This window comes from Actinophytocola sp. (assembly GCF_036555685.1).
GTDB lineage: Bacteria > Actinomycetota > Actinomycetes > Mycobacteriales > Pseudonocardiaceae > Actinophytocola.
In genome coordinates this window covers 14,514-36,413 of the sequence record NZ_DATBKY010000301.1, presented here as the reverse complement: position 1 = coordinate 36,413, position 21,900 = coordinate 14,514, and the positions used below count along the sequence as shown (strand labels likewise).

Sequence of the window (21,900 nt, the reverse complement as noted above, 5' to 3'; positions counted from 1 at the left end):
GGTTCATGCCACGTCGGCACGTGGGCGGGCGGATGGCTGCGGGCCGTCGAGCGTGGCGACCCAGCCGCGGAGGGTCTCCCAGTGCGCTCGGGCGTGTGCGGGGTCGGCGAGTGCGCGTCCGGCGAGCCAGGCGAGGATGCGCACGGGCTCCTTGCGCGCGAGATAGGTGGACGTCAGCAGCGACGGGCCGGCCCGGGCGGCGAGCGCGGCCAGTTCGGTGGGCGCGGCGCGCCGCGGGTCGGCGACCTCGTGGAGCCCGCGGCCGCGGAACGCGGCCATCGGCCGCCTCGTGCACACGTCGACCAGGTCCGCGAAGGCGTCGAGGCTCAGCTCGGTCAGCCGGGCTGCCGCCGAGCCGGCGCCGCCGTCGAGGTGCCGGTCCCGCCACGTGCGGGCCAGCACGTCCCAGGGCCCGGGGCCGAACCAGGCCCGGCACAACGCCGCGTTGAACAGCACCCGGACCAGCGGGAACGGGTGCGGGTCGCCCGGCAGGACGTGCAGCACCGCGGCGGTCGGGCCGTCCACGACGTTCGCGAGCGCCGGCACCGGCGGCCAGCCGCACAAGGCGAACGCGTGCACGTCGGCGGCCACCTCGCTCGCCCAGCCGCGCCACATCTCGGCCAGCTCGGCCGACCGGCGGCGCAGCACCGCGGCCATCGCCTCGCCGAGCTCACCGGTCCAGCCGGTGAGGTGGGCGAACTGGTGTCCGGTCTCGTGGAACAGCGCCGTCGGGGTCGCCAGGTTGTGCCGCGTGAGCTTGATCGCCGCGGCCGGCGACGGGTTCGCCCGGTCCCACAGCCGCACGCCGGCCCGGACGATGGCGGCGCCCCGGCCGTGGTCGGGGTAGACGAGCACGGGCGGGCTGTCGATGCCGAGCGGCCGCAGCACGGACTCCAGACCGTCGGTCGCGATCGTGTCGAAACCGCGCAGGAGCGGGGCCAGCCGGGAGTTGCTCCGGGTGGCGATCGCGTCGCCGTAGAAGTCCAGGATCGTCTCCGCCTGGAAGTACCGCTGCCGCAGCCGCAGGACGTTCCCGCGTTGTACGGCGAGATCCCCGTCCTCGGCGAGTGCCGCGTCGAGGCGGGCCGCCTCCAGCCGCAGCGCGGCGACGATCGCCGCGAGCCGGTTGCGCACCTGCACCCGGAGGTACTGCTCGAGGCCGGCCCAAGCGTCCGGCGACGCGACCAGGTCGAGGTCGGCCAGCGCGTCGGCCGCGTAGCGCCAGTGCGCGAGCTCCGCCGCGAGCTGCTCTCTCGTGCCCGCCGCGGCCGCCGTCCCCGTCTCAGCCATGGTGCCGCCCGGGATGCACGGAGATGACCGGCGCGTTCGGCCGCCCGGCGAGCAGTGCCTCGCGGTCGGCGAACCCGAACTCGAACGTGATCGTCACGCCGTCCGCCGGATCGCTCGCCGCCGTGGCGAGGGTGGGCGCGAGCGTGCGGATCTGGGCGGAGATCGCGGTGACCATCTGCTCGCCCACGGCGGCCGCGAGCGCGCTAGCCTGCGCCGGGGACACCGCCACGCCGGTGCGCTGCGCCTGCCGGACCACGCTCGCCGGCAACGATCGCGTCACCACGCCGGTGATCAGCTTGCGGAAGTCGGCGACGAGCTTCACGTCGGCGTGCTGGGCGAGCAGCTCCCCGACCCGGTGCGCGCCGCGTTCGCTCAGCCGCAGGTGCACCCGTAGCACCGGCTGCGACCCGGTCAGGGCCAGGACGACCAGCGCGCGCGGGAGGTGCCGCCGCCTGCGAGCCCGGCGGCGCCCGCGGTCCAGCCGGTAGTACCGGCGCCCCGAGCCGGCCGCGCCCGAAGCGGGCCGGCCGAGGCGCGGCTGGCCGAGCAGCAGCGCGGCGGCCGGCACCGTGAGCTCGTCGAACTCGCTGGTGTCCACCTGCCCCTCGGCGGCGGCCAGGTGCCCGAGATGGGTGCCGGGGAGCGTCTCGTAGACGTGCACCTCGCCCTCGACCGGCCAGCGGGTCTCGCCTTCGTCGAGGAGGCGCTGCTCGAGGGTGCCGTGGTCGCCGACGACGATCGTCCTCGCGACGTTCCTCGTGATGCGCGCGGGGAAGACGCGGGCACACTTGCGGTACCGGTATCGCCGAGCGGGCCCGCGGGGCATCAGCACCCACACGGTCGACTCGCCGTCGACCTCGAGCTCGGCCAGGTCGGCTCGGAGCACCTCGCCCGGCAGGTGGCGGGCGGCGGCCTCCGCGAACGCCTCCTGCAGCTCGGCGCGCAGCCGGAGCGGCTCGGCCGCCGACTCGCCGGGCAGTCGGCCGACGGCGCCGATGGTGTCCTCCAGCGTCGAGACGAGCGCCTCGGCACCCAGACCCGCCGGGTCGGCCTCGGCCTCGAGACGCAGCAGCCGCAGCCCCTTGTCCGCGATGGCCCGCGCGAGCGCCCTGCTCGCGTCCTGGCCGACATATCCGCTGATCAGCTGCGCCAACGGCGTCGCGATCGCGGTGACCACCCGGTCGCGGCCCAGCGCCCCGATGCCGGTGCGGATGAGAGGAAGGGCGGCCATGACGGCGGGGATGAACCGCTCGACCTGGGAGGTGAGGACCGATCCCGGTTCCGCCTGGCTGATCTGGTCCGCCAGCTCCGCCCGGGCGCCGTCCAGCCGCACCACGGGCGAGCCGTCGGCCTCCTCCGCGGCGTCCTCCCACTCCGCCACGAGGTTGTCGGCCAACGCCTGGTTGTCTGTGACGGCGGTCTGCGCGAGCTGGTGGTCGAACATCTCGGCGAGCGCCGCGCCCGCGGAGGGCGCGGTGGCGGGCACGGGAATGCCCAGCTTGCCGGCCAGCGTGGTCGCGTCCTGGCGGAGGTTCGCGGGCAGCTTGTCCAGTGCGACCGAGAGCACGCGCCGCAGCAAGGGCTGGACGAGGCGGCGCAGGATGCCGAACAGCGGGCCGAGCAGCTGGCGTCCCACGAGCGCGACGCCGCGCTTGGCCAGCTTGGCCGCGCCCTTGGCGAACGAGACCGCCTTGCGCGCGAGCGCCTTCAGGAAGTCCTCGCTCTCCGGCATCGAGCTCCGCTCGGACAGCGCCTCGGCGGCCGCGTTGGTCAGCTCGTCCTCGGTGACCGACTCCGGCGTCCGGTCCGTGAACCGCTGCTCGAGATGCGCCAGCAGCGCGTCGGCCTCCGCGGCGAGCCCGGAAAGCCAGGACTCCGCCTCGGTGTCCGCGAGCTGCTCGGTCGTCTCGGCGCCCCACGTCTGCGCCGCGGTCAGGTGCCGGCCGGCGGCCTCGTCCACCAAAGCCTGCACGGCTTCGTCGAACTCCTCGTCCGCGAGCTCCTCGGCCAAGGCTTGCAGCGCGGTGTCCGACTCGGGCCGGCCCGCGTCCAGCAGGCCCTCGGCGAACGGCGTCGCCAGCATCTCGGCCGGGCGGGGCATCGCCTCCTCGCTGGGCCCGTACTCACCGGCCGCCATGGGGCGCAGGCCGGCGGCGAACGGCGACGCCAAGGCCGATGACATGACCTCGGTCGTCGTTCCTGCTTCGATCACATTCGAGTGCGGATCCATCGGCTCCTCCTGGACGAGTCCGTCCGGACGGTACGAAGCCGATGTACGCGGTTGCGTCGTCGCCGCATCGTCCGCGCGTTGTCGGAGCGTCGATCAGCGCACCACGCCTGCCGCCAGCCGGCCGTTCGCCGCCGCGACGCGGCGGACGAGCTCCGCGGACGGCTTGATGCCCAGCTGCGACCACAGCAACGTCGAGTACCGCTCGAGCTGCTGGTGGGCCTGGGCGACGTTGCGCTCGGCCAGGAAGATGTCGATCAGGATCGCGTTCGCGGACTCCCGGAGCGGTTCCCTTGACAGGGCGGCAAACGCTGCCTCGACCGCCTCGGGATGGCGGCCGAGCCCGCACAACCGGCGCGCCAGCGCCTCCAGCGCGTGAATCTGGACCAGCCGGATCCGCTCGCGTTCGAGCAGCAACCACTCCTCGTCCCAGTCCGGCAACAGCTCGCCGCGCAGGGGGCCGATGTCCATGTCGGACGGGGCGAGCAGGTCCTCGCCGGCGAGCAGCCGGGCCGCCTGTTCGCCACACCGGCGCACGTCGACGTCGACCGAGTCGTCGAGCCGGACCGTCGCGCGGGACGCGCGGACGAGCCGGGCGTCGGCGCGCCGGATGCGCCACAACGCGGTGCGCAGGTTGGCCTGGCAGCGCTCCATGGACGCGTTGGCCCACAGTCGTTCGGCGAGCGCGGTGCGTGAGTGAGCCATGTGCATGGGCTGGGTGAGCGAGAGGTAGGCGAGGAGGCGCTGCGGGTGAACCTGCAACGTCACCGGCGATCCGTTGACAGTCAGCGAGAATCCGCCCAGCAGGCACAGTCGCGCCGGCGTTCCCCCGTTTCGTCGTCGTTGTTCGGTCATGTCCCCACCTCCGACACCGATAAAGCAACAATCGGTTGACGGCGCGGAGACGTTAGGTCGGTGACATGTACCGGTGGCCACCTACGACGCCGCGATCACCCGGGCACAGTCGAGCCAGGACGATCTCCAGACCCATCGCGAGCACTGCTCGGCGGACCCGGACGCGCTCGCCGCGATCGGCCGCGCAGTCGGGCAACAAGTACGAATTGTCCGGAATGCCAGCCAGTACGGGCTCTACACGGTGAGCGAGGCCCGCGCGGAGAACCGCGACGACATCGTGCGCATGGGAGCGGCCGGGCGGCAGCGGCTGGGCGGTGGCTCGAGCTTCCACGCCGTCGTCGACGCCCAGGTGCCGCATCCCGGCATGACGATCAACAGAGCACGCGAGGTGGGCGAGTTCGTCGAGCGGCTGAAGGACGACGGCCGGCACGACGAGCTCATCGTCATCGCGCCGCACGGCGGAGACATCGAGCCGTTCACCGATCGCCAGGCGGAGTGGGTGGCATCGCGGCTCTTCGGCGTCACCTCGTGGCGGTGCCTGGGTTTCCAGCCCGGCGGGAGCGCCGTACGTGCCTGGCACATCAGCGCCGTGGACATCCGGGAGGAAAGCTTCCCGCTCCTCGCAACGGTGATGCCGCGAGGCTTCGCCCACGCCGTCGCGTTCCACGGATCGAGCGAGCCCGGCATCCTCATCGGCGGTGCGGCCCCGGCGGCCCTGCGGCAGGACGTACGGGATGCCGTCGACTGCGCGCTCTCGGGTTCGAGGATCGACGTGCGTGTGGCCGGTCCCGGCGACGAGTTCGACGGCGACGACCCGCGGAACCTCGTCAACCGCCTCACCGCGGGCGGCGCGAACGGAGTCCAGATCGAGCAGTCGGCCGACGCGCGAGCCAACCACTGGCAGGCCGTCGCGGACGCCGTGGCCGACGTGTTCGCGGCCCGCATCGCGTCGCACAGCAGCCACTTGCCCCGTTCACAGAAATCTCCCAGGTTCCCGGCCGAGAGTGGGTTCACGGCGAGAAGGGAAGTGGGCCGTGAACGCAGGACTGCCGGGGCGGATCGCCCGGCGTGATGAAGGACGGCGCCGGGTCTCGTTGGTGACCCGGCTGGTGGCGATCGGAGCGACGGTGGTGGCCGTCGTGACCGGTGTCGCGTTCGCACAGCAGTCGACGAGCAGCGGGTCGGGCAGTGGCACGGGCAGTGGCACGGGCAGTGGTTCGGCTTCTGACGGCTCCGCCACGTCGAACGACGACGGCTCGGACTCCGGGTCGGACTCCGGGTCGGGATGGGGCGGCCCGGCGCTCATCTCACCGGACAGTGGTTCGTCGAGCCACGGATCGACGGGCGGGTCATGACCGCCACGACGTCGTTCGGCGCGCTCGGCACCACCGCGCAGGTCGTGGTGACCGAACCGGAGCAGCTCGGGCGCGCGGCCGGCGTGCTGCGGACCCGGCTGGCCGAGCTCGACGCCGCGTGCAGCCGGTTCCGGGCCGACTCGGAGATCTCCCGGCTGGACGAGGGCTCCTACATGCCCGTGAGCTCGCTGCTGTTCGACGCGCTCGAGGTGGCCCTGCGAGCGGCCGAGCGCACCGACGGGCTCGTCGACCCGACTGTCGGGCACGCCGTCCGCGACCTCGGCTACGACCGCGACTTCGCACAGGTCGAGGCGGACGGGCCCGCGCCGGCGCCGGGTACGCCGGCACCGGGCTGGTGGCGGATCCTGCTCGACCCGGCCACCCGCCGGGTGCTGCTGCCGCGCGGCGTCGGCCTGGACCTCGGCGCGACGGCCAAGGCGTTCGCCGCCGACCGGGCCGCCACGGCGCTGGCACGCACGCTCGGCTGCGGCGTGCTCGTGAGCCTCGGGGGCGACATCGCGGTGTCCGGGCAGCCGCCCGCCGGTGGCTGGCGGATCACTGTCGGCGAGGACCACGCCACGGCCGACCCGGCCCGCGACCCGACGATCGCCATCGACGCGGGCGGGCTCGCCACCTCCAGCACGACGCGGCGCCGCTGGCGGCGCGGCGAACGCGAAGTTCACCACATCGTCGACCCGCGCACCGGTGACGTGCCGGCCGCCGTGTGGCGCACCGTGAGCGTGGCGGCCCACAGCTGCGTGACCGCGAACACCGCCTCGACGGCGGCGATCGTGCTGGGGGAGCGGGCCCCGGACTGGCTCGCCGCGCGGCGGCTGCCGGCCCGCCTCGTCCGCGTCGACGGCACGGTCCGGCACGCCGCCGGGTGGCCGTCCGATGTGGAGAGTGCGGCGTGAACGCCCTGTGGTACGTGAGCCGGGCGACCGGCCTGCTCGCGCTGGTGCTGCTCACGTCCGTCCTCGTGCTCGGCGCGCTGACCGGCGGCCGGGCGTCCACCGGCCGCTGGCCGCGGTTCGCCGTCGCCGCGCTGCACCGGAACCTCACGCTGCTCACGCTCGCGTTCGTGGTGGTGCACGTGAGCAGTGCGATCATCGACGGCTACGCCGGCATCGCCTGGCTGGACGCCGTGCTGCCGTTCGTGTCGGTCTACCACCCGTTCTGGCTCGGGCTCGGCGCGGCCGCGTTCGACCTGTTCCTGGCGCTGCTGGTGTCCAGCCTGCTGCGCCCGCACATCAACCCGCGGTGGTGGCGGGGGCTGCACCGGGCGGCGTACGCGTGCTGGCCGATCGCCGTGGCGCACGGGCTCGGCATCGGCGGCGCGGACAGCCGGACCGGCTGGGTGCTCGCCGTGGTCGGGGCGTGCGTGGTGGCGGTCGCGTCGGCGGTGGCCTGGCGCGCGTCCGCGCGGGTGCCGGCGCGGGTGGGGCGAGCGTCGTGACCACGTTCCAGGCTCCGGTGGTCGCCCCGCCCGGCACCGGCCAGCGGCTGCTCGCGGAGTGGCGGGAGAACCGGCGCGCCGCGGACCTCTCCGTCCACCTCGCGCGTTACGGCCCGCTGCCGCTCGGTACGGATCGCGCCCAGCTCATCGCCACCGTCGAGCGGGCCGGGCTGCGCGGCCGGGGCGGTGCCGGCTTTCCCACCGCCCGCAAGCTCCGCGCGGTGGCGGCCGGCCGCGGCCGGGCGACGGTCGTCGTCAACGCGTGCGAGGGCGAGCCGGTCAGCGACAAGGACCGCACGCTGCTCACGCTTGCCCCGCACCTGGTGCTCGACGGCGCGATGCTCGCGGCGCACGCGGTCGCGGCCCGCGAGGTCGTCTTCTGCCTCCACGACGGTGACCCGCTCACCGGCGTGGTGCACGCCGCGCTCGCCGAGCGCCGCGGCGACCCGGCCGGCGTCCGCCTCCAGCCGGTGCCGAACCGCTACGTGGCCAGCGAGGAGTCGGCCCTGGTGAACCTGATCAACACCGGCGACGCGCGGCCGACGACCAAGCCGCCCCGGCCGGCCGAGCGCGGCGTCGGTGGGCGGCCCACGCTGGTGTCGAACGCCGAGACCCTCGCGCAGCTCGCCCTCGTCGCCCGCTTCGGGCCGGACTGGTTCCGCACGCAGGGCACCGCGGAGTCGCCGGGTACGACGCTGGTCACGGTGTCCGGCGCGGTGGGCGAGCCGGGCGTGTACGAGGTCGCCCTGGGCACGCCGATCGGCCGCGTACTGGCACCCGCGATGCCGGCGCCGGCCGCACCGGCCGTGCTCGTCGGCGGCGCCGCCGGAACCTGGCTGCCGCTGCCGGACGCGGGCGGGGTGCCGCTGGCGCACCGTGAGCTGGCCGGCGCGGGCGCCGTTCTCGGTGTCGGCGCGCTGTTCGTGCTGCCGCCGGACGCGTGCGGGCCGGCCGAGACCGCACGGATCATGCGGTACCTCGCCGCCGAGTCGGCGGCGCAGTGCGGGCCGTGCGTGTTCGGGTTGCCCGCGCTGGCTGAGGACTTCGCGCTGCTCGCGCGTGGCGTGCACGTGGACGCGCGCCTGCGGCGCCGGCTCGACGTGGTCGAGGGACGCGGCGCCTGCCACCACCCCGACGGCGCCGTCCGCCTCGCCCGCAGCGCACTGCGCACCTTCGCCCCGGACGTCCACGACCATCTCGCCGGCCGGCCGTGCCCGCACCCCGGAAACATCCACATCAGACTATCCACAACGGAGGGATGGGTGCGATGAGCGATCCCCGGCTGCGGGTGGACCCGATCGCCTGCCGCGCACACGGCATGTGCGCCGAAATCCTGCCCGAGATGATCGAGCCCGACGAATGGGGCTACCCGATCATCGCTCCCGGCCCGGTGACCGGCGACCTGCGAGCCGACGCGGCGGCCGCCGTCGCCGCGTGCCCGGCACTCGCTCTGCGGTTGCGCGGGCCTTCCTAGAATCGGCAGCCGCGTTCCGGACGAGGAAGGGAGATCGGTCGTGGCCGCCGCCGTGATTGCCGGGGTCGGGTTCACCTGGCTGGGAATGGTCCTGGCCATTTCCTTTCTCGAGACGCCGCTGAAGTTCCGCGCGCCCGACGTGACCTTGCGAATCGGCCTGGGCATCGGACGGATCGTGTTCCGCGCCCTCAACGCGGTCGAGGTGGTCCTCGCCGTCGTCGTGGTCGTGGCTGCCGTCGCCGGCGGGGTGGCCGGCTCGGTGCGCACGTCCGTCGTGGTCGCGGTCGTCGTCCTCGTGGTGCAGCTGGCCGCGATCCGTCCCGTCCTGAACAAGCGATCGGACCGGGTACTGGCCGGTGCCGACGTGCCGAGGTCCCGCACCCACCTGATGTACGTCTCGGCCGAGGTGGTCAAGGTCGCGGCGCTCGTCGTCGCGGGTGTCCTGGCGCTCACGAACGCGTGACGGGCCGGCGCCGGGGCCGGCCGTCACGACGGTGCGCGGCAGGACACCGGCGGCAGCGCATCCCACGCCAGCCGCCGGCTCCCTGGATCGAGACCCAATGGTCCTGCCTACAGCATGCCCGCCGCGCGGAAGAGCCGGTCGTAGATCTCGCGGATCACGTCCTGCTTGCGCGCGTTGTAGTCCACGACGTTGCCGGCGCCGGGGATCGCCGCTCGTTTCGCGTCCGCGTACCGTGCGCGGTCCTCGGGGTGGGTGCGCAGCCAGTCGCGGAACATGCGGTGGCGGATGGCCTCGGGGCAGTCCCGTCCGAACACGTGGAGGTTCGCCCGGGGCTCGGTGAGCCGCAGGCAGCGATGCTCGTGCCACGAGGGTTCCCGGATCGTCAGGACGTAGCCGAGGCGCTCGAGTGCGGGGACATACCGCTGCTCCTCCCGCGGGTCGGCGACCGTGAGATCGATGTCGATGACGTCCTTGGCGGCCAACCCCTCGACGGACGTCGACCCGATGTGCTCGATGTCGAGCGCCACGTCGCCGAGCGCCGCGCGGATCTGCGACGACAGGGCCGCGTAGCGGCGCGGCCAACCGGGGTCGTACGGCACGATCGTGATCGTCTCGGGCAGGGGCGGCCCGTTGACCCACGGGTTCTCGGCCGGGTTCGAATCGTCGTGTCGGGTGATCTGTTCGTACGAAGGCATTCGGCACAACGTAACCGTGTCCGGCACGCTCGTCGAGCCATTACCTGCGAACCCGTCCATACACTGGGCGCGTGTCGCGGCGGGCAGATCACCAAGAGGCACCCGAACTGACGGAACCGACCTGGCTCGCCGAACCGACCGTGCACGCGCTGCGGGCCGCGCTGCGCACGGTGGCACCGGACCTGGCCGCAAGCACGATCGTGCCGAGAGGCCTCGAGCCGGACGACGATCCGATGTGGTGCGGGGCCAGCGCCGTCGCCGACGGCCGGTTCGTGGTGAAGTTCGCGTGGGCCCGGCCGCCCGCACTGCGGATCCTCCATCAGGCGCGGGTCCTCGACGCGCTGCGGACGGCCGCCCCGCGGCTGCCGCTGCCCGACGTGGTGGCGGTCTCCCGCGACCCGGCGTTGCTGATCCTGCGCCGGGTTCCGGCGGTGCCGTTCTTCGGCGTGCGGCAGCTGATCGGACCGGCGGAGCGGGACGCGGCCGCGCGGGATCTCGCCACGGCCCTTGCCAGGTTGCACGATCCCGCGGTGCTGCGGGCCGTCGGCGAGGCGGTGGGTCCGCTGCCGGAGCCGGCGGCGCACGCCACGACCGACATGCTCCGTGCCCGGTTCGGGGCGCTGGTCCGGCGCGACCAGCGGGACCGGGTGATGTCCTGGTGCGACTGGGCCGACACCGCGCTCGCCGCGGCAGGCCGGACCGTGCTGGTGCACGGCGACTTCCACGGTGACAACCACCTGTGGGACCGGGACACGCTGCGGCTGCGGCTGGTCGTCGACCTGGAGACCGTGGGCACCGGCGAACCCGAGTTCGACCTGCGCTGCCTGCCGGGGGACTGCGGCATCGAGCTGTTCACCGCGATCGTGGCGCACTACGAGAAGCTGACCGGCACGACGCTGGATGTGGACCGGATCATGGCGTGGCACCTGCGCACCGTCCTCGGCGACGCGCTGTGGCGCGCGGAGGCGGGGATTCCCTTGCCGGACAGGCGAACGCCGGTGCAGTGGGTCGACGACCTGGCCGCCAGGTTCGCCGCGCTCGGCACGTTCGACCGGTGACGGTACCGGCAGCCGCGAGCCGGCCGATACGCAACTGTCCATAACGGACAAAACAAAAGGCAGGGCGAACATCCGCTCCCTGCCACTTTAAATATATAGCGGACCCCGGGGCTTGCGGCAAGACCCAGGTCGTGCCGCAGAATGCGCCGGCCGAACTTCGAGCCCGCCGGGCTGCGCGGCGCAGCCGGTAGGAAGTTCGATCTCTGCAAGGGGGATTCGTGATCGATGTGATCATCGCCGGCGGTGGACCGACCGGCATGATGCTCGCCGGAGAGTTGCGGCTGCACGGTGTGCACGCGCCGGTGCTCGAGCGGGACGCCGAGCCGACCAGGCAGGCCCGCGCGCTCGGCCTGCACGTGCGCAGCATCGAGGTGCTGGACCAGCGTGGGCTGCTCGAGCGGTTCCTCGCCGAGGGGCGGCGGTACCCGCTCGGCGGCAACTTCGCCGGGATCCGCAAGCCGCTGCCCGAGCGGCTCGACACCGCGCATTCCTACATCCTCGGCATACCGCAGGTCACCACCGAGCGGCTGCTGACCGAGCACGCTCTCGAGCTCGGAGTCGAGATCCGGCGCCGCTGCGAGCTGGTCGGCCTGAGCCAGGACGACGACGGGGTGAGCGCCGAGCTCGCGGACGGCACGCGGCTGCGCTCGCGCTACCTCATCGGCTGCGACGGCGGGCGGAGCACCGTGCGTAAGCTGCTCGGCATCGGGTTCGCCGGCGAGCCCGCCACCAAAGAATGGCTGCACGGAGAGATGGAGGTGGCCGTCTCGCCGGAGAAGGCCGCCGCCGTGGCGGCCGAGGCGCCCAAGCCCGTGATCAACTTCGGCCCTTCGCCCGACACCGACGGGCTGTACCGCTTCGTCGTGCGTACCGAACGGGTGGTCGAGGACCGCACCGTCGCGCCGACCCTGGACGAGTTCGCGGCACGACTGCGGGTGGTCGTCGGCACCGACCTCGGGGTGCACTCACCCCGTTTCCTTTCCCGCTTCAGTGACGCCACGCGACTGGCCGAGCGGTACCGGGTCGGCCGCGTGTTCCTCGCCGGCGACTCGGCGCACATCCACTCGCCGGTCGGTGGGCAGGGCCTCGGCCTCGGCATCCAGGACTCGTTCAACCTCGGCTGGAAGCTGGCCGCCCAACTCAAGGGGTGGGCGCCGGAAGGGCTGCTGGACAGCTACGAGACCGAACGGCGCCCGGTCGCCGCCGCGGTGCTGGCTCTCACGCGCGCGATGGGTGAGCTGATGTCCGCCGAACCGGGTCCGGAGGCGGTGCGCCGGCTCGTGGCGGAGCTGATGGACTTCGACGACGTGAACCGGTACCTGGTCGAGAAGACCACGGGGATCGGGATCCGGTACGACTTCGGCGCGGGACACGCACTGCTCGGCCGGCGGCTGCGGGACGTCGGGCTGAAGCAGGGACGCCTCTACGAGCGGATGCACGGTGGTCGCGGGCTGCTGCTCGACCAGACCGGCCGGCTCTCGGTCGCGGGCTGGGCGGACCGCGTCGACCACGTCGTCGACGTGAGCGAGGAACTGGAGGTGCCCGCCGTGCTGCTGCGCCCGGACGGCTACGTCGCCTGGGCCGGCGAGGACCAGCAGGACCTGCTCGACCACCTGCCGAGGTGGTTCGGCGCCGCGGACTGAGCGCGTTCAGCGGTCCACCAGGCCGGTCTCGGAAACAGACGCACCACGTTGTTGCGGGCGGCGCTGCTCGCTGCGCAGCCGCCACTCCTCGCGGGCAGATTTACATACATACAGTACGTATGTAAGCTGGCGGCATGACGAGAACGGAATCATTGGGGCAGGAGCACCGGGTCGCGCTCGAGCAGGGCGAGGTGCGTTACTTCGAGCGCGGTTCGGGCCGGCCCGTCGTGTTCGTGCACGGCGTGCTCACCAACGCGGATCTGTGGCGGGCCGTCGTGCCGGGCGTGGCGGACGCCGGCTTCCGGTGCCTGGCGCCGGACCTGCCGCTCGGCAGCCACGACATCCCGATGCGGCCCGACGCGGACCTGAGCCCGACCGGTGCCGCCGACCTGATCGCCGGCTTCCTCGAGGCGCTCGACCTGCGGGACGTCATCCTGGTGGCCAACGACACCGGCGGCGCGCTGACCCAGATCATGCTGGCCCGCCACCCCGAGCGCGTCGACCGCGTCGTACTCCTGCCGTCGGACTGCTTCGAGTACTTCTTCCCGCCGATCTTCAAGCCGCTGCCGCCGCTGGCCCGGGTGCCGGGCTCGATGCGCGTGCTCGCGGCGTTGTTGCGGCTCCGGGCACTGCACGGGCTGCCCATCTTGTTCGGCTGGGTCGCCAAGCGCCCGCTGCCGCCGGAGGTCGTCGAGTCCTACCTGTGGCCGCCGGGCCGTTCCGCGGGCGTGCGGCGGGATCTGCGCAAGCTGCTGCGCGGCGTGCATCCCAGGCACACCCTTGCCGCCGCGGAGAAGCTGCGCGACTTCGACCGGCCGGTGCTCTTGCTGTGGGGCAGCGAGGAGAAGCTGTTCCCGATCCGGCTGGCCCGCCGGCTCGCGGAACTGCTGCCCGACGCCCGCCTGGTCGAGGTCGACGACACCTACACGTTCATCTCCGAGGACCGGCCGGACGTCGTGGTGCGTCACGTCGTCGAGTTCGCGAGCGTCATGGCAGATTAGGCGCCGTGCGGCGCACCCAGCAGGAAAGATCCAGCAGCACCAAGGCCGACCTCGTCGCGGCCGCCCGCGAGCTGTTCGCGGCGCGTGGCTACCAGGCGGTCCCGGCGGACGAGATCGTGCGCGCCGCCGGCGTGACGCGGGGCGCGCTCTACCACCACTACGCGGACAAGCAGGGCCTGTTCCGTGCGGTCGTGGAGGACCTGGAGCGGGAGATCACCGCCGACGTCGACGCGGCGTTCAGCGCCGCGCCGGACCCGGCCGGCGGAATGGCCGCCGCGCTGGAGGTCTTCCTCGACGCGTGCATGCGTGACGACGTCCGGCAGATCTCCCTGACCGACGCCCCCGCCGTGCTGGGCTGGGCCAACTGGCGGGAGATCGAGGCCGAGCACGGCCTCGGCCTGCTCGTCGACGTCCTGGCGCGGGGCATCGAGGCCGGGCAGCTCACGCCGCAGCCGGTGCGCGCGCTCGCCCAGCTCGTCCTCGCCGCGGTGATGGAGGCCGCTCGCATGATCGCAGACGCCGACGACCCCGCGGCCGCGCGGGCGGACGCACAGCAGGTGCTGGGCACCTGGTTCGCCGCGCTGGTCCGCAGATGATCCCCCGGTCAGCTCGCCGACACGCCGGCCACCGGGCACGAGATCTGTACGAACCGGCCACCATGGACCTTGTGCTGTCGTAGCGTGTGGTCGCCCGCTGGCGATATTGCCTCGACAGCGGTTCCAGCCGGGGAGGTCTCATGTCGCGAGCGGTGCGGGTCGTCGGCCTGCTGTTGGTGTGCCTGCTGGCGATCGCCGGCTGCTCCACACTGGCCGATCTGCAGAAGCTGGGCTCGGAGGTCGAGTCGGCCGGCTACGACAACGTCAACGTCAACCACAACATCACCAACGGCCACAGCCTGCTGGTGATCAAGGCGACGCGCGACGGGACGATCTCCAGCGCGGACGCGGAGAAGGTCGCCGAGATCGCGTGGACGAAGTACCCGGGCGACTTCGACGAGCTCCAGGTCGTGCTCAACGGCGAGCTCAAGCTGACCGCGGGACCGGACGAGCTGAAATCCCGTTTCGGTGAACGTCCGGCCGAGTTGGCGGAGAGCTCCTCCGGCGGGGTGAACATCGTCGCGATCGTGGGGATCCTGCTGTGCGGGGCCGTGGTCGCGGTGACCCTCGTGGTGGTGTGGCGCCGCAGCAACCGCCCGCCGCCGCGACCGAACCAGCAGTACCCGCAGGCGTACCCGCCGCAGTATCAACAGCCGTACCAACAGCAGTATCAACCGCAATTCCAACAGCAATTCCAGCCGCCGGCCCAGCCGCAGTACCCACCGCAGAACCCGCCGCCGGCCCAGCAGTAGAACCCGTACGGCCCGCCCAGCTCCTGATCGGGTCAGCTCATGCCTTTCCGGCCCACGAGATGGAAGACGCGGCTCAGCTGGCGGTAGGGGTCCCGGCGGCTCGCCTCCAGCTCGACCGCGGCCGTCGCCGCCACCTGCGTCGCGTCGCCGGGGTCCAGCTGGGCGCCGCTGAACTCGAGCCAGTCGACGAAAAGCCATACGCCGTACCAGCGCAGCGGTTCCACGCCGCGGCTCCGCATGAGCTCGCCGAGCTCCTCGGCCGTGTCGGCTCGGCCCGGCACACCGAGGACCCCGATCTCGCGCCTGGAGTCGAACGCCGCAAGCGCGTCGTCCCATCGCCGCTCCAGGGCCGGGCGGACCGCGCTCGCGTTGGCGTTGCCGGTCATGATCGAGACGAGGCCACCGGGGGCGGCGCACCGGCAGAGCTGGTCGACCAACGGCTCCGGCTGGTCCAGGTACCCCAGCACGCCGTGACACAGCACGGCGGAGAAGCGTCGGCCCCGCACCGCCTCCTCGGCGTGCTCGCCGTCGGCCGCCACGAACGTCACCCGTTGCCGTACCTCGTCGGGCAGTCGCCGGAGCCGTTGTCGAGCCTTGTCCAGCATCGCCGGCGACGAGTCGAGCAACGTCACCTCGTAGCCGGCCTGGGCCAGCGGGAACGACTGGTGGCCCGCGCCGCCGCCGACGTCGAGCACGGTTGCCGGAGGTGGCGGCAGGTGCTCCAGCAGCTGGTGGTGCAGCACGTAGGTGCGCACGTACCCCTTCACCGACGCATAGGCCTCATCGGCGAACTGCTCGACCAAGCCGGCCCAGATGTCATTCACCACCGCACCACCGTATCAGTTAGTAGTTAGTAACTAGTAACCTAGGCGGCATGGCTGCGCGGATGAGCGGATCGGAACGGCGCTCCCAGGTACTCGGGATCGCCGCGGGGGAGTTCGCGAACCACGGACTGCACGGTGCGTCCACCGAGGCGATAGCGCACCAGGCGGGCATCACCCAGGCCTACGTGTTCCGGATGTTCGGGACCAAGAAGGCGCTGTTCCTGGAACTGGTCGGGACGGCGTTCGACCGGTTCAGCGACGGCATGGCGCACGCGGCCGAGGGCACCCGAGGTCTCGACGCCCTGGCTCGCATGGGGTCGCAGTACTACGAGTCGCTGGCGGACCGCACGACCCTTTTGCTGCAGCTACAAGGCTTCGCCGCCTGCGGGGACAGCGATGTCCGCGACCTGGTGCGGGCGCGGCTCGCCCGCATGTGGGACACGGTCGCCGACACGGCAGGCCTCGACCCGGTGACCGTGAAGACGTTTCTCGCCTTCGGCATGCTGCTCAACAACATGGCCGCCCTCGACGTCGACGAGCTGGACGAGCCGTGGGCGACGGGGGTGCGAACCCGCATCCGTGCCGGGCTGTTCGAGCACATCACCACCGACACCAACCGATAGCCGGCCGACGTGCGGTCACCGCTCGGCGAGGGCGGCGAGCCGGTCGAGGGAGGACCGGAGCTTCTCCGTCGTGGTGGCCCGGGCGCGCCGGTACCGCCCGGCATCGGTCAGCTCCGTCCAGTCGTAGGTGTGGGTCACCCGCGTCGACGACGCGTCGATCGGTTCGAGTTCCCACCGCCACAGATGGCCCGGCGGGGCCTGCCCGGGCTCGGCGGGCCGCCAGGCGATGCGCCGACCCTCGTCGAACTCGACCACGTGGTTCTCCCGGACGGCACTGTCCTTTGTGAGCGTCATGGTGAACATGTCGCCGACACCCCGGACGCGCTGCCCGCCGGGCGCCTGCGCCAGGTTGTCGTTACCGTCCCAGCGAGGTTGCTGAGCCGGGTCGGCGATGAGCTCGAAGATGTGCGCGGCCGGGGCCGCGATCTCGCGGCTGGCGCTCACGACACGCGCGTCATCGTGACTGGTCACCGACGCATCGAAGCACATGACACCGCGCGTCGGCGACGGCCGGCGGTTCCTCGTCGCGTACGAGCCGCCGTGACACGACCGCGCGGTCCCGTGCGGTAGCGTCCTTCGAATGGACGACAAGGTCGTGGCCGGGGGCCGGCGGGGGTACTGGTTTCCGTTGGTGCTGCTGGGGTTCGGCCTGCTCGTGCTGCTGGGCTGGCACAGTGTGCGAACGAGCCAGGACCTCGACTCGCTCGCATACACCCAGCTGCCATCGGGCCTGGCTTCCGGGGGTTACGGGGGCTATGTCGCGCCGGGGAACGGCGTGGGCATGGCCTTCGTCATCGACACGTCGCCGTCGGGGCTGCCGGGATTCCCGCTCCACGACTGGGGATGGACGGTGCTGGTGACCGTGACGCTCGTCGCCACGGTGGCCTGGTACGGCTGGCGAGCCCGCCGGGCGGGCGGCGCCTCGGTGGGGGCGTACGTTGCGGTGGCGGTGGGCGGCGCGGTCGCCGTGCAGGTCGGGTACGTGGCCGCCGCCGTGGCCGGCACCGCCGCCGAACCCGCGGGCCTGATCACGTCGGTCGGTTTGCCGCTGGTCGGGCTGGGTGTGCTCGCCGTGGCGTGGGCGCGCCGGCTCGCGCCGAAGCGACGGGCGCTGGCCGCGGCGATCGGCGTCGTCTGCGTGGTGGTGGGTCTCGCCACGATGCTGGGCGTGTGGCTGCCGGGTCTGTTCTTCCCCGTGATCATCGCTGGTGGCCTGCTCGCGCTGGCCAGGTTCGAGCGCAGCCGGCTGGTCGCGCTGGCGGCCGGCGCGATGCTGGTCGCGATGCTGGTGTTTCCCCTCGGCACGCTGAGCACGCTGATCCCCGCGGCGATCATGCTCGCCGCGGGGATCGTCGCCCTGGTGCGTCAGGGGGACGGGCCCGCTCAGGCCACTTCGAGGTAGTCGATCTCTGCCCAGCGGGTGCGGAAGGTCAGTCGTACTGTGTTGAAGCCGGCGGCCAGGTTCACCTCGGCGGCGACCTCGGTCCAGTTGTCCCAGCCACGGTTCGGATAGTCGACGACCTGCGCCGCTCCACCGTTGACGGTGAGCGTGTGCTGGGCGTCGCCGTACCCGGCGGCGTATCCGATGTGGACGGTGTAGTTGCCCGCCACGGGAGCGAAGACGGAGTTGTCCACCCAGCTGTCCGGGTAGTCGATCTTGGCGACGACCGCGCCCTGTGACGCGCCGGACGCACCGGTGCGCACGACGGCGTGGTTCAGCGTGCCGCGTTCCGCCTCGTAGCGCACCCGGCTGCCGCGTACGACAGGGAAGTCGTTGGCCCAGCCCAGGCTCGCGGTGTACATACCGCGGCCGCCGGCAGCCAGGTGGCCGTGGAAGAAGATGCGGTCGCCCACGACGTCCGCGCCGCCCGGACCGTTCACCGCACCGTCCACACTGGACGTCGTCATCAGCGGCCGGTAGGCACGGGTGTACGAGCCGGTCAGCGAGGCGGAGACCGCGTAGCTCGTCTGGTAGTTGCCGGACGTGTAGACCCCGGCGGAGTAGAACAGCACGTACTGCGACGGCCGCTTGACGAGCACCGGCGCCTCGATCACCCCCTGCTCCTCGGGCCGGTCGTTGCGCAGCAGCTCGGCCCGGGCGCCGGTGAACGTCACGCCGTCGGCCGCGGTCGGTTGCAGCCAGATGATCGCCGGCTGCCCGATCGCGTTGCCGTCGTTCTTGTAGAGCAGGTAGCGCGCGCCGGACGGGCCGACGAAGCTCGACGGGTCGATGTCGCCGCCCTCGGAGGCGTTGCACACCAACGGTTCGGCGGCGGTCGGCTGGAACGGCCCGGCCGGCCGGTCGGCGAGCGCGGCGCCGATGCACATGCGGCCGGTCGCCCTGCTCGGGCCGGTGAAGTACATGAGGTAGCGCCCGTCGGCGCGGCGTGACACGTCCGGTGCCCAGAACCCGCCGTCGCCCGCCCACGAGGGCTTCACCGGCAGCGCGTCGCCGCGGATCGTCCACGGTCCCGCCGCGGCGGTGGCCGTCGCATAGGGCACGCGGCCGCGAGAGGAGCTGGTCGAGTAGGCGTAGTAGCTGCCGCCGTCCGCGAGCACCTCCGGGTCCGGGAAGTCGCTGCCGATCACCAGTGCCGGCGGCACCGACTGCACGCCGGGGTCCGCTTCGGCGGGGACGGTCACCAGGGCCAGCGCGGTGAGGAGGGGCACGACGACCGCCCGGAAAGATCTCACGCCGTCCTCCATGCAGTTGGAGAATTCCTCCCATCAGGGATACCGCCGGACGGCGGGAAGCACCAGACCTGCCCCGCTAACGGCCTAACGGCCGACGCGCGGCCCGGCTACCGCGCTCGGCAGTGCGCCTCGCCTACTTGGCGACGAGGTGCTGGCCGCCATCGATGTCGTACGTCGCGCCGGTCACGGCGGTGTTGCCCATGAGGTGCACCGCGAGGGCCGCGATGTCGGCCGGCCCGACCACGCGCCCGATCGGCAGCGTGGCGCGCAGTTCGGCACGCCGCTGGTCGAGCCGGTCGCCGAGCAGTGACGCCGAGAGGGGAGTGTCGACGAACCCGGCGGCGATCAGGTTGATGCGGACCGGGGCGATCTCGATGGCGAGGCTGGCGGTGAGGGCCGGCAGCGCCATCGTCATCGCGGACATGAGCCCGACGCCCACTCGCGGGTTGCGTGCCGCGGTGCCGCCCATGAACAGCAGCGCGCCGCCGGGGCGGACGCGCGCGTGGCGGGCCACACCGACCATGAGCATCGGGTGCTCCTGGATCGCGCGGCGCGCCTCGGCGAAGTCCATGTCGGCGAGCGTCGCGTAGTAGGGGCCGCCCGCGGTGACCATCACGTGGTCGACCGGGCCCTCGAGGTCGGCGAAGAACTCGCCTATCGCCGCGGAGTCGTTGGCGTCGAACGCGGCCGTGGCCCGGGCGTCGACCTCCGTCGCCGCGCTCTCGAGCCGGACCGGGTCGCGGCCGGTGAGGATCACCTCGGCGCCTTCGGCACGGGCGCGCCGCGCGGTCTCCAGCCCGATGCCGGCGCTGCCGCCGATCACGACGACGGTCTGGCCGAGCAGTTCCGGCTCGCGCCCGGGCGCGGCGCTCATGTCGGCGGTTCCGTGCCGGCCTGTTCGGCGATCATGTACGCCGCGTACCACTCGGGCCAGTTCGCGTCGGGCTCGCCGGTGCGCTTCTCGTGCTCGCCATGGGCCGCTTCCGCCCGCCGGAAGGCGCCGGCGAGGTCGCTCACCGAGGCGAACGACGTCGTGGTGGCGTCGACCCGTCCGGGTCGCCGGGTCGTGATCTCCTGCAGCAGCCAGGTATTGCCGTCCGGGTCGCGGAACGACGCGCGTGAGGAGTAGCTGCGCCGCTCGGGATCCAGCCCACTGGCCGCGCCGTCCGGGCCGAGGTGGAAGATCTTGTCCACCTTGACGCCGGCGGTGACGAGCGCGTCCAGCGCCGACTTGATGTCCGACACGACGAGGTATCCCGTTGCGGAACCGGGTGCCGCCGAGGTGAGTCTCGCGCCGAACTGGACCGAGCAGGCGGACCCGGGCGGCGTGAGCTGGACGACCGTGGGTGGCGTGACGTCCAGGCGCCAGCCGAGCCTGGTGTAGAACTCCGTCGCACGCTTGACATCCGCGACCGGGATGACGATTACCTCGACCTTCATGTCGAAGGTTCCGACACGGGCGCTTCCGCTCAGGCTCCCGCCTCGCGCGTCCGTCGTTGTCATGGCGGCCTCCTGCCGGCGGTCTTACATCTTGAGCTGGTAGCGCGCCGCCTGGTCGGCGTGCGCGGCGTCGACGTAGACGTGGTAGCGCTCGGCTTTCAGTGAGGTGACGCTGGCGAAGTCGCGTTCGCCGCGGGTGCTCCAGTGCGCGATGAACCCGAAGATCGCGCCCCAGGCGGCGCCGATGAGCAGGCTGACGAGCACGAGCCAGATCCAGCCGGGGCCGACCGCGAACAGCCCGAAGAGCAGGCCGATGAGCAGGCCGAACCAGGCGCCGCTGGCCGCGCCCGCGGCGGCGGCGCGGCCGCGGGTGAGGCGTCCGGTGACCTGTTCGACGGTGCGTACGTTGTCGCCGATGATGCGGACGTATTGGACCGGGAACCCGTCATCGGACATCCGGTCGACCAGGCGCTGCGCACTCGCGTAGTCGTCGAACGTCGCGATGAGCTGCTGTTGGCCGGAGTCGACCGGCCGCCCGAAATCGTGTTCGGTCATGTTCTCTCCTCGATGGTCGAGGGCGTTCTTGAGAACTCGAATCGTCCTGGCGCCGTTCAGTGCGTCCCCCCGCCGGCGAGACTTCCCGATCCGGCCCCCACCTGCCTCATCCGACACAGGTGATCCGAGGATGCTGTGCTCGCATCCCGTGACTGCTCGCGCGGCGGAGTGCCGCGTTCGGATCAGGAGCCCTCGGCCGCGGTGGCCACCGACATGTCCACCGCCAGCGGCGGCAACTGGCTCAGCCGCTGCGCGGGCAGGTCTTCGACCTCGGCGAAGACCGCTCGCTGCTGGTCCTGGATGCGCTGGTCCACCAACCGGCCGAGTTCGTAGGCGATCCGCCCGGTCTGCCGCACGGTGGCCTCGTCGACCTGCGGGTGGGGGATCGAGGTGACCACGATGCCCTCGGCCGGGCCGTCCGCTGCCAGCGAGACGCCGACCGAGAACGCCTCACGCGGGTTGCCCGCCTTCGCGACCAGGAAGTTGCGCAGCTTGCCGAGCATCTCGTGCCACTGGACGACGTCGCCCTGCAACCCGGTGCCGGCCAGGTCGTCGACGGTGAGGCCGGCGTCGTGCTCGCGGCCCCGGAAGCACCGGGCGTAGGCGTTGAGGGCCGCCGCCCACAAGGCCTCGATCAGCACCGGATCCTGCTGTTCGGCGCGGGCCAGCTCGCGCAGCAGCCGCTCCCCGCAGCCGAGCACGAACTGGAGGTCGTCGAACACCGCCGCCAGCTCGGCCAGTCGCTTCGCGGCCGGGCTCGTCAACTCCCGCACGGCATGGCCGGTCGACTGACCCATGGGCCCAGACAACCACATGGACGCTCCGCGCCGGGTCTCACTTTGCGACACGCGCCACCGTGCGCCGATCCCTCACCTGGTCGCCCGGCGCCGCCGGGAGGC

Annotated in this window: 24 protein-coding genes; 13 read left to right on the top strand and 11 right to left on the bottom strand. The window is 72.6% G+C overall.

The features are described from left to right. Positions 1–3: 3 nt before the first annotated feature. From VH969_RS31600 to VH969_RS31590, 3 genes are all read right to left on the bottom strand, one after another. A complete protein-coding gene (locus VH969_RS31600; protein ID WP_331980999.1) occupies positions 4–1,290 on the bottom strand; it encodes a hypothetical protein in 1,287 nt (428 codons plus the stop codon). After that, a complete protein-coding gene (locus tag VH969_RS31595; protein WP_331980997.1) occupies positions 1,283–3,472 on the bottom strand; it encodes a hypothetical protein in 2,190 nt (729 codons plus the stop codon). The genes VH969_RS31600 and VH969_RS31595 overlap by 8 nt, the downstream gene beginning before the upstream one ends. 141 nt (positions 3,473–3,613) lie before the next feature. Next, entirely contained in the window at positions 3,614–4,285 is a 672-nt protein-coding gene (locus VH969_RS31590; protein ID WP_331980995.1) for an AfsR/SARP family transcriptional regulator, read from the bottom strand. Positions 4,286–4,445: 160 nt separating this feature from the next. On the opposite strand from VH969_RS31590, the gene VH969_RS31585 reads away from it, so the two are divergent. The 6 genes from VH969_RS31585 to VH969_RS31560 all read left to right on the top strand — a co-directional run bounded on the left by VH969_RS31585 (position 4,446) and on the right by VH969_RS31560 (position 9,120). Beyond that, positions 4,446–5,444 (top strand): poly-gamma-glutamate hydrolase family protein, encoded by a 999-nt coding sequence (locus VH969_RS31585; RefSeq protein WP_331980993.1) that lies wholly within the window; start codon positions 4,446–4,448, stop codon positions 5,442–5,444. A 279-nt stretch (positions 5,445–5,723) separates the two neighbouring features. Beyond that, positions 5,724–6,641 carry an FAD:protein FMN transferase gene (locus tag VH969_RS31580; protein WP_331980991.1) on the top strand — a complete coding sequence of 306 codons (918 nt, stop codon included), beginning with the start codon at positions 5,724–5,726 and terminating at the stop codon, positions 6,639–6,641. Further along, positions 6,638–7,183 carry a ferric reductase-like transmembrane domain-containing protein gene (locus VH969_RS31575; protein WP_331980989.1) on the top strand — a complete coding sequence of 182 codons (546 nt, stop codon included), beginning with the start codon at positions 6,638–6,640 and terminating at the stop codon, positions 7,181–7,183. The genes VH969_RS31580 and VH969_RS31575 overlap by 4 nt, the downstream gene beginning before the upstream one ends. Beyond that, positions 7,180–8,454, top strand: a complete 1,275-nt coding sequence (locus VH969_RS31570; RefSeq protein WP_331980987.1) for an NADH-ubiquinone oxidoreductase-F iron-sulfur binding region domain-containing protein — start codon at positions 7,180–7,182, stop codon at positions 8,452–8,454. Before VH969_RS31575 ends, VH969_RS31570 begins: the two co-directional genes overlap by 4 nt. Further along, positions 8,451–8,657 carry a ferredoxin gene (locus VH969_RS31565; RefSeq protein ID WP_331980985.1) on the top strand — a complete coding sequence of 69 codons (207 nt, stop codon included), beginning with the start codon at positions 8,451–8,453 and terminating at the stop codon, positions 8,655–8,657. The genes VH969_RS31570 and VH969_RS31565 overlap by 4 nt, the downstream gene beginning before the upstream one ends. 85 nt (positions 8,658–8,742) lie before the next feature. Then, on the top strand, positions 8,743–9,120 hold the full coding sequence (locus tag VH969_RS31560; protein WP_331981017.1) for a hypothetical protein: 378 nt from the start codon (positions 8,743–8,745) through the stop codon (positions 9,118–9,120). 107 nt (positions 9,121–9,227) lie between these two features. On the opposite strand, the gene VH969_RS31555 is transcribed toward VH969_RS31560, so the two are convergent. Next, positions 9,228–9,815: a GrpB family protein gene (locus VH969_RS31555; protein ID WP_331980983.1), complete on the bottom strand. Its 588-nt coding sequence runs from the start codon at positions 9,813–9,815 to the stop codon at positions 9,228–9,230. A 71-nt stretch (positions 9,816–9,886) separates the two neighbouring features. Here VH969_RS31555 and VH969_RS31550 point away from each other — a divergent pair, with 71 nt between their 5' ends. The 5 genes from VH969_RS31550 (at position 9,887) to VH969_RS31530 (ending at position 14,865) form a co-directional block, all read left to right on the top strand. Beyond that, positions 9,887–10,873, top strand: coding sequence for a phosphotransferase family protein (locus VH969_RS31550; protein WP_331980981.1), 987 nt, complete (start codon positions 9,887–9,889; stop codon positions 10,871–10,873). A gap of 218 nt (positions 10,874–11,091) precedes the next feature. Continuing rightward, positions 11,092–12,516 carry a rifampin monooxygenase gene (rox, locus tag VH969_RS31545; protein ID WP_331980979.1) on the top strand — a complete coding sequence of 475 codons (1,425 nt, stop codon included), beginning with the start codon at positions 11,092–11,094 and terminating at the stop codon, positions 12,514–12,516. A gap of 134 nt (positions 12,517–12,650) precedes the next feature. Further along, the gene (locus tag VH969_RS31540) at positions 12,651–13,517 is read left to right on the top strand and encodes an alpha/beta fold hydrolase (RefSeq protein WP_331980977.1); all 867 of its coding nucleotides are present in this window, start codon (positions 12,651–12,653) and stop codon (positions 13,515–13,517) included. A gap of 5 nt (positions 13,518–13,522) precedes the next feature. Continuing rightward, the gene (locus tag VH969_RS31535) at positions 13,523–14,113 is read left to right on the top strand and encodes a TetR/AcrR family transcriptional regulator (RefSeq protein ID WP_331980975.1); all 591 of its coding nucleotides are present in this window, start codon (positions 13,523–13,525) and stop codon (positions 14,111–14,113) included. Between the two features lie 140 nt (positions 14,114–14,253). Further along, positions 14,254–14,865: a hypothetical protein gene (locus tag VH969_RS31530; RefSeq protein WP_331980973.1), complete on the top strand. Its 612-nt coding sequence runs from the start codon at positions 14,254–14,256 to the stop codon at positions 14,863–14,865. A 32-nt stretch (positions 14,866–14,897) separates the two neighbouring features. Here the strand turns inward: VH969_RS31530 and VH969_RS31525 are convergent, their stop codons facing one another. Then, positions 14,898–15,608 carry a class I SAM-dependent methyltransferase gene (locus tag VH969_RS31525; RefSeq protein WP_414638641.1) on the bottom strand — a complete coding sequence of 237 codons (711 nt, stop codon included), beginning with the start codon at positions 15,606–15,608 and terminating at the stop codon, positions 14,898–14,900. 131 nt (positions 15,609–15,739) lie between these two features. Here VH969_RS31525 and VH969_RS31520 point away from each other — a divergent pair, with 131 nt between their 5' ends. Beyond that, entirely contained in the window at positions 15,740–16,312 is a 573-nt protein-coding gene (locus VH969_RS31520) for a TetR/AcrR family transcriptional regulator (protein ID WP_331980969.1), read from the top strand. Between the two features lie 15 nt (positions 16,313–16,327). Here VH969_RS31520 and VH969_RS31515 read toward each other — a convergent pair whose 3' ends face one another. Continuing rightward, the gene (locus VH969_RS31515; protein ID WP_331980967.1) at positions 16,328–16,783 is read right to left on the bottom strand and encodes an SRPBCC family protein; all 456 of its coding nucleotides are present in this window, start codon (positions 16,781–16,783) and stop codon (positions 16,328–16,330) included. Between the two features lie 109 nt (positions 16,784–16,892). Between VH969_RS31515 and VH969_RS31510 the strand changes: the two genes are divergently transcribed. Beyond that, complete coding sequence (locus VH969_RS31510) at positions 16,893–17,714, top strand: hypothetical protein (protein ID WP_331980965.1); 822 nt, start codon at positions 16,893–16,895, stop codon at positions 17,712–17,714. Here the strand turns inward: VH969_RS31510 and VH969_RS31505 are convergent. The 5 genes from VH969_RS31505 to VH969_RS31485 form a co-directional block, all read right to left on the bottom strand. Continuing rightward, on the bottom strand, positions 17,696–19,006 hold the full coding sequence (locus tag VH969_RS31505; RefSeq protein ID WP_331980963.1) for a family 43 glycosylhydrolase: 1,311 nt from the start codon (positions 19,004–19,006) through the stop codon (positions 17,696–17,698). The two genes, VH969_RS31510 and VH969_RS31505, sit on opposite strands and share 19 nt — an antisense overlap. 133 nt (positions 19,007–19,139) lie before the next feature. Next, a complete protein-coding gene (locus VH969_RS31500) occupies positions 19,140–19,880 on the bottom strand; it encodes an SDR family oxidoreductase (RefSeq protein ID WP_331980961.1) in 741 nt (246 codons plus the stop codon). After that, positions 19,877–20,446 carry a VOC family protein gene (locus VH969_RS31495; protein ID WP_331980959.1) on the bottom strand — a complete coding sequence of 190 codons (570 nt, stop codon included), beginning with the start codon at positions 20,444–20,446 and terminating at the stop codon, positions 19,877–19,879. Before VH969_RS31495 ends, VH969_RS31500 begins: the two co-directional genes overlap by 4 nt. Before the next feature lie 84 nt (positions 20,447–20,530). Then, positions 20,531–21,001 (bottom strand): general stress protein, encoded by a 471-nt coding sequence (locus VH969_RS31490; RefSeq protein ID WP_331980957.1) that lies wholly within the window; start codon positions 20,999–21,001, stop codon positions 20,531–20,533. A gap of 182 nt (positions 21,002–21,183) precedes the next feature. Further along, complete coding sequence (locus tag VH969_RS31485) at positions 21,184–21,798, bottom strand: hypothetical protein (protein ID WP_331980955.1); 615 nt, start codon at positions 21,796–21,798, stop codon at positions 21,184–21,186. Between the last annotated feature and the right edge of the window lie 102 nt (positions 21,799–21,900).

Excerpts from the sequence above, each read along its gene's own strand:
- VH969_RS31490 (WP_331980957.1), bottom strand. The coding sequence starts at position 21,001 with ATGACCGAACACGATTTCGGGCGGCCGGTCGACTCCGGCCAACAGCAG.
- VH969_RS31520 (WP_331980969.1), top strand. The coding sequence starts at position 15,740 with ATGGCTGCGCGGATGAGCGGATCGGAACGGCGCTCCCAGGTACTCGGG.
- VH969_RS31565 (WP_331980985.1), top strand. The coding sequence starts at position 8,451 with ATGAGCGATCCCCGGCTGCGGGTGGACCCGATCGCCTGCCGCGCACAC.
- VH969_RS31595 (WP_331980997.1), bottom strand. The coding sequence starts at position 3,472 with ATGTCATCGGCCTTGGCGTCGCCGTTCGCCGCCGGCCTGCGCCCCATG.
- VH969_RS31540 (WP_331980977.1), top strand. The coding sequence starts at position 12,651 with ATGACGAGAACGGAATCATTGGGGCAGGAGCACCGGGTCGCGCTCGAG.
- VH969_RS31580 (WP_331980991.1), top strand. The coding sequence starts at position 5,724 with ATGACCGCCACGACGTCGTTCGGCGCGCTCGGCACCACCGCGCAGGTC.
- VH969_RS31560 (WP_331981017.1), top strand. The coding sequence starts at position 8,743 with ATGGTCCTGGCCATTTCCTTTCTCGAGACGCCGCTGAAGTTCCGCGCG.
- VH969_RS31555 (WP_331980983.1), bottom strand. The coding sequence starts at position 9,815 with ATGCCTTCGTACGAACAGATCACCCGACACGACGATTCGAACCCGGCC.
- VH969_RS31495 (WP_331980959.1), bottom strand. The coding sequence starts at position 20,446 with ATGAAGGTCGAGGTAATCGTCATCCCGGTCGCGGATGTCAAGCGTGCG.
- VH969_RS31500 (WP_331980961.1), bottom strand. The coding sequence starts at position 19,880 with ATGAGCGCCGCGCCCGGGCGCGAGCCGGAACTGCTCGGCCAGACCGTC.
- VH969_RS31485 (WP_331980955.1), bottom strand. The coding sequence starts at position 21,798 with ATGGGTCAGTCGACCGGCCATGCCGTGCGGGAGTTGACGAGCCCGGCC.
- VH969_RS31600 (WP_331980999.1), bottom strand. The coding sequence starts at position 1,290 with ATGGCTGAGACGGGGACGGCGGCCGCGGCGGGCACGAGAGAGCAGCTC.
- VH969_RS31530 (WP_331980973.1), top strand. The coding sequence starts at position 14,254 with ATGTCGCGAGCGGTGCGGGTCGTCGGCCTGCTGTTGGTGTGCCTGCTG.
- VH969_RS31510 (WP_331980965.1), top strand. The coding sequence starts at position 16,893 with ATGGACGACAAGGTCGTGGCCGGGGGCCGGCGGGGGTACTGGTTTCCG.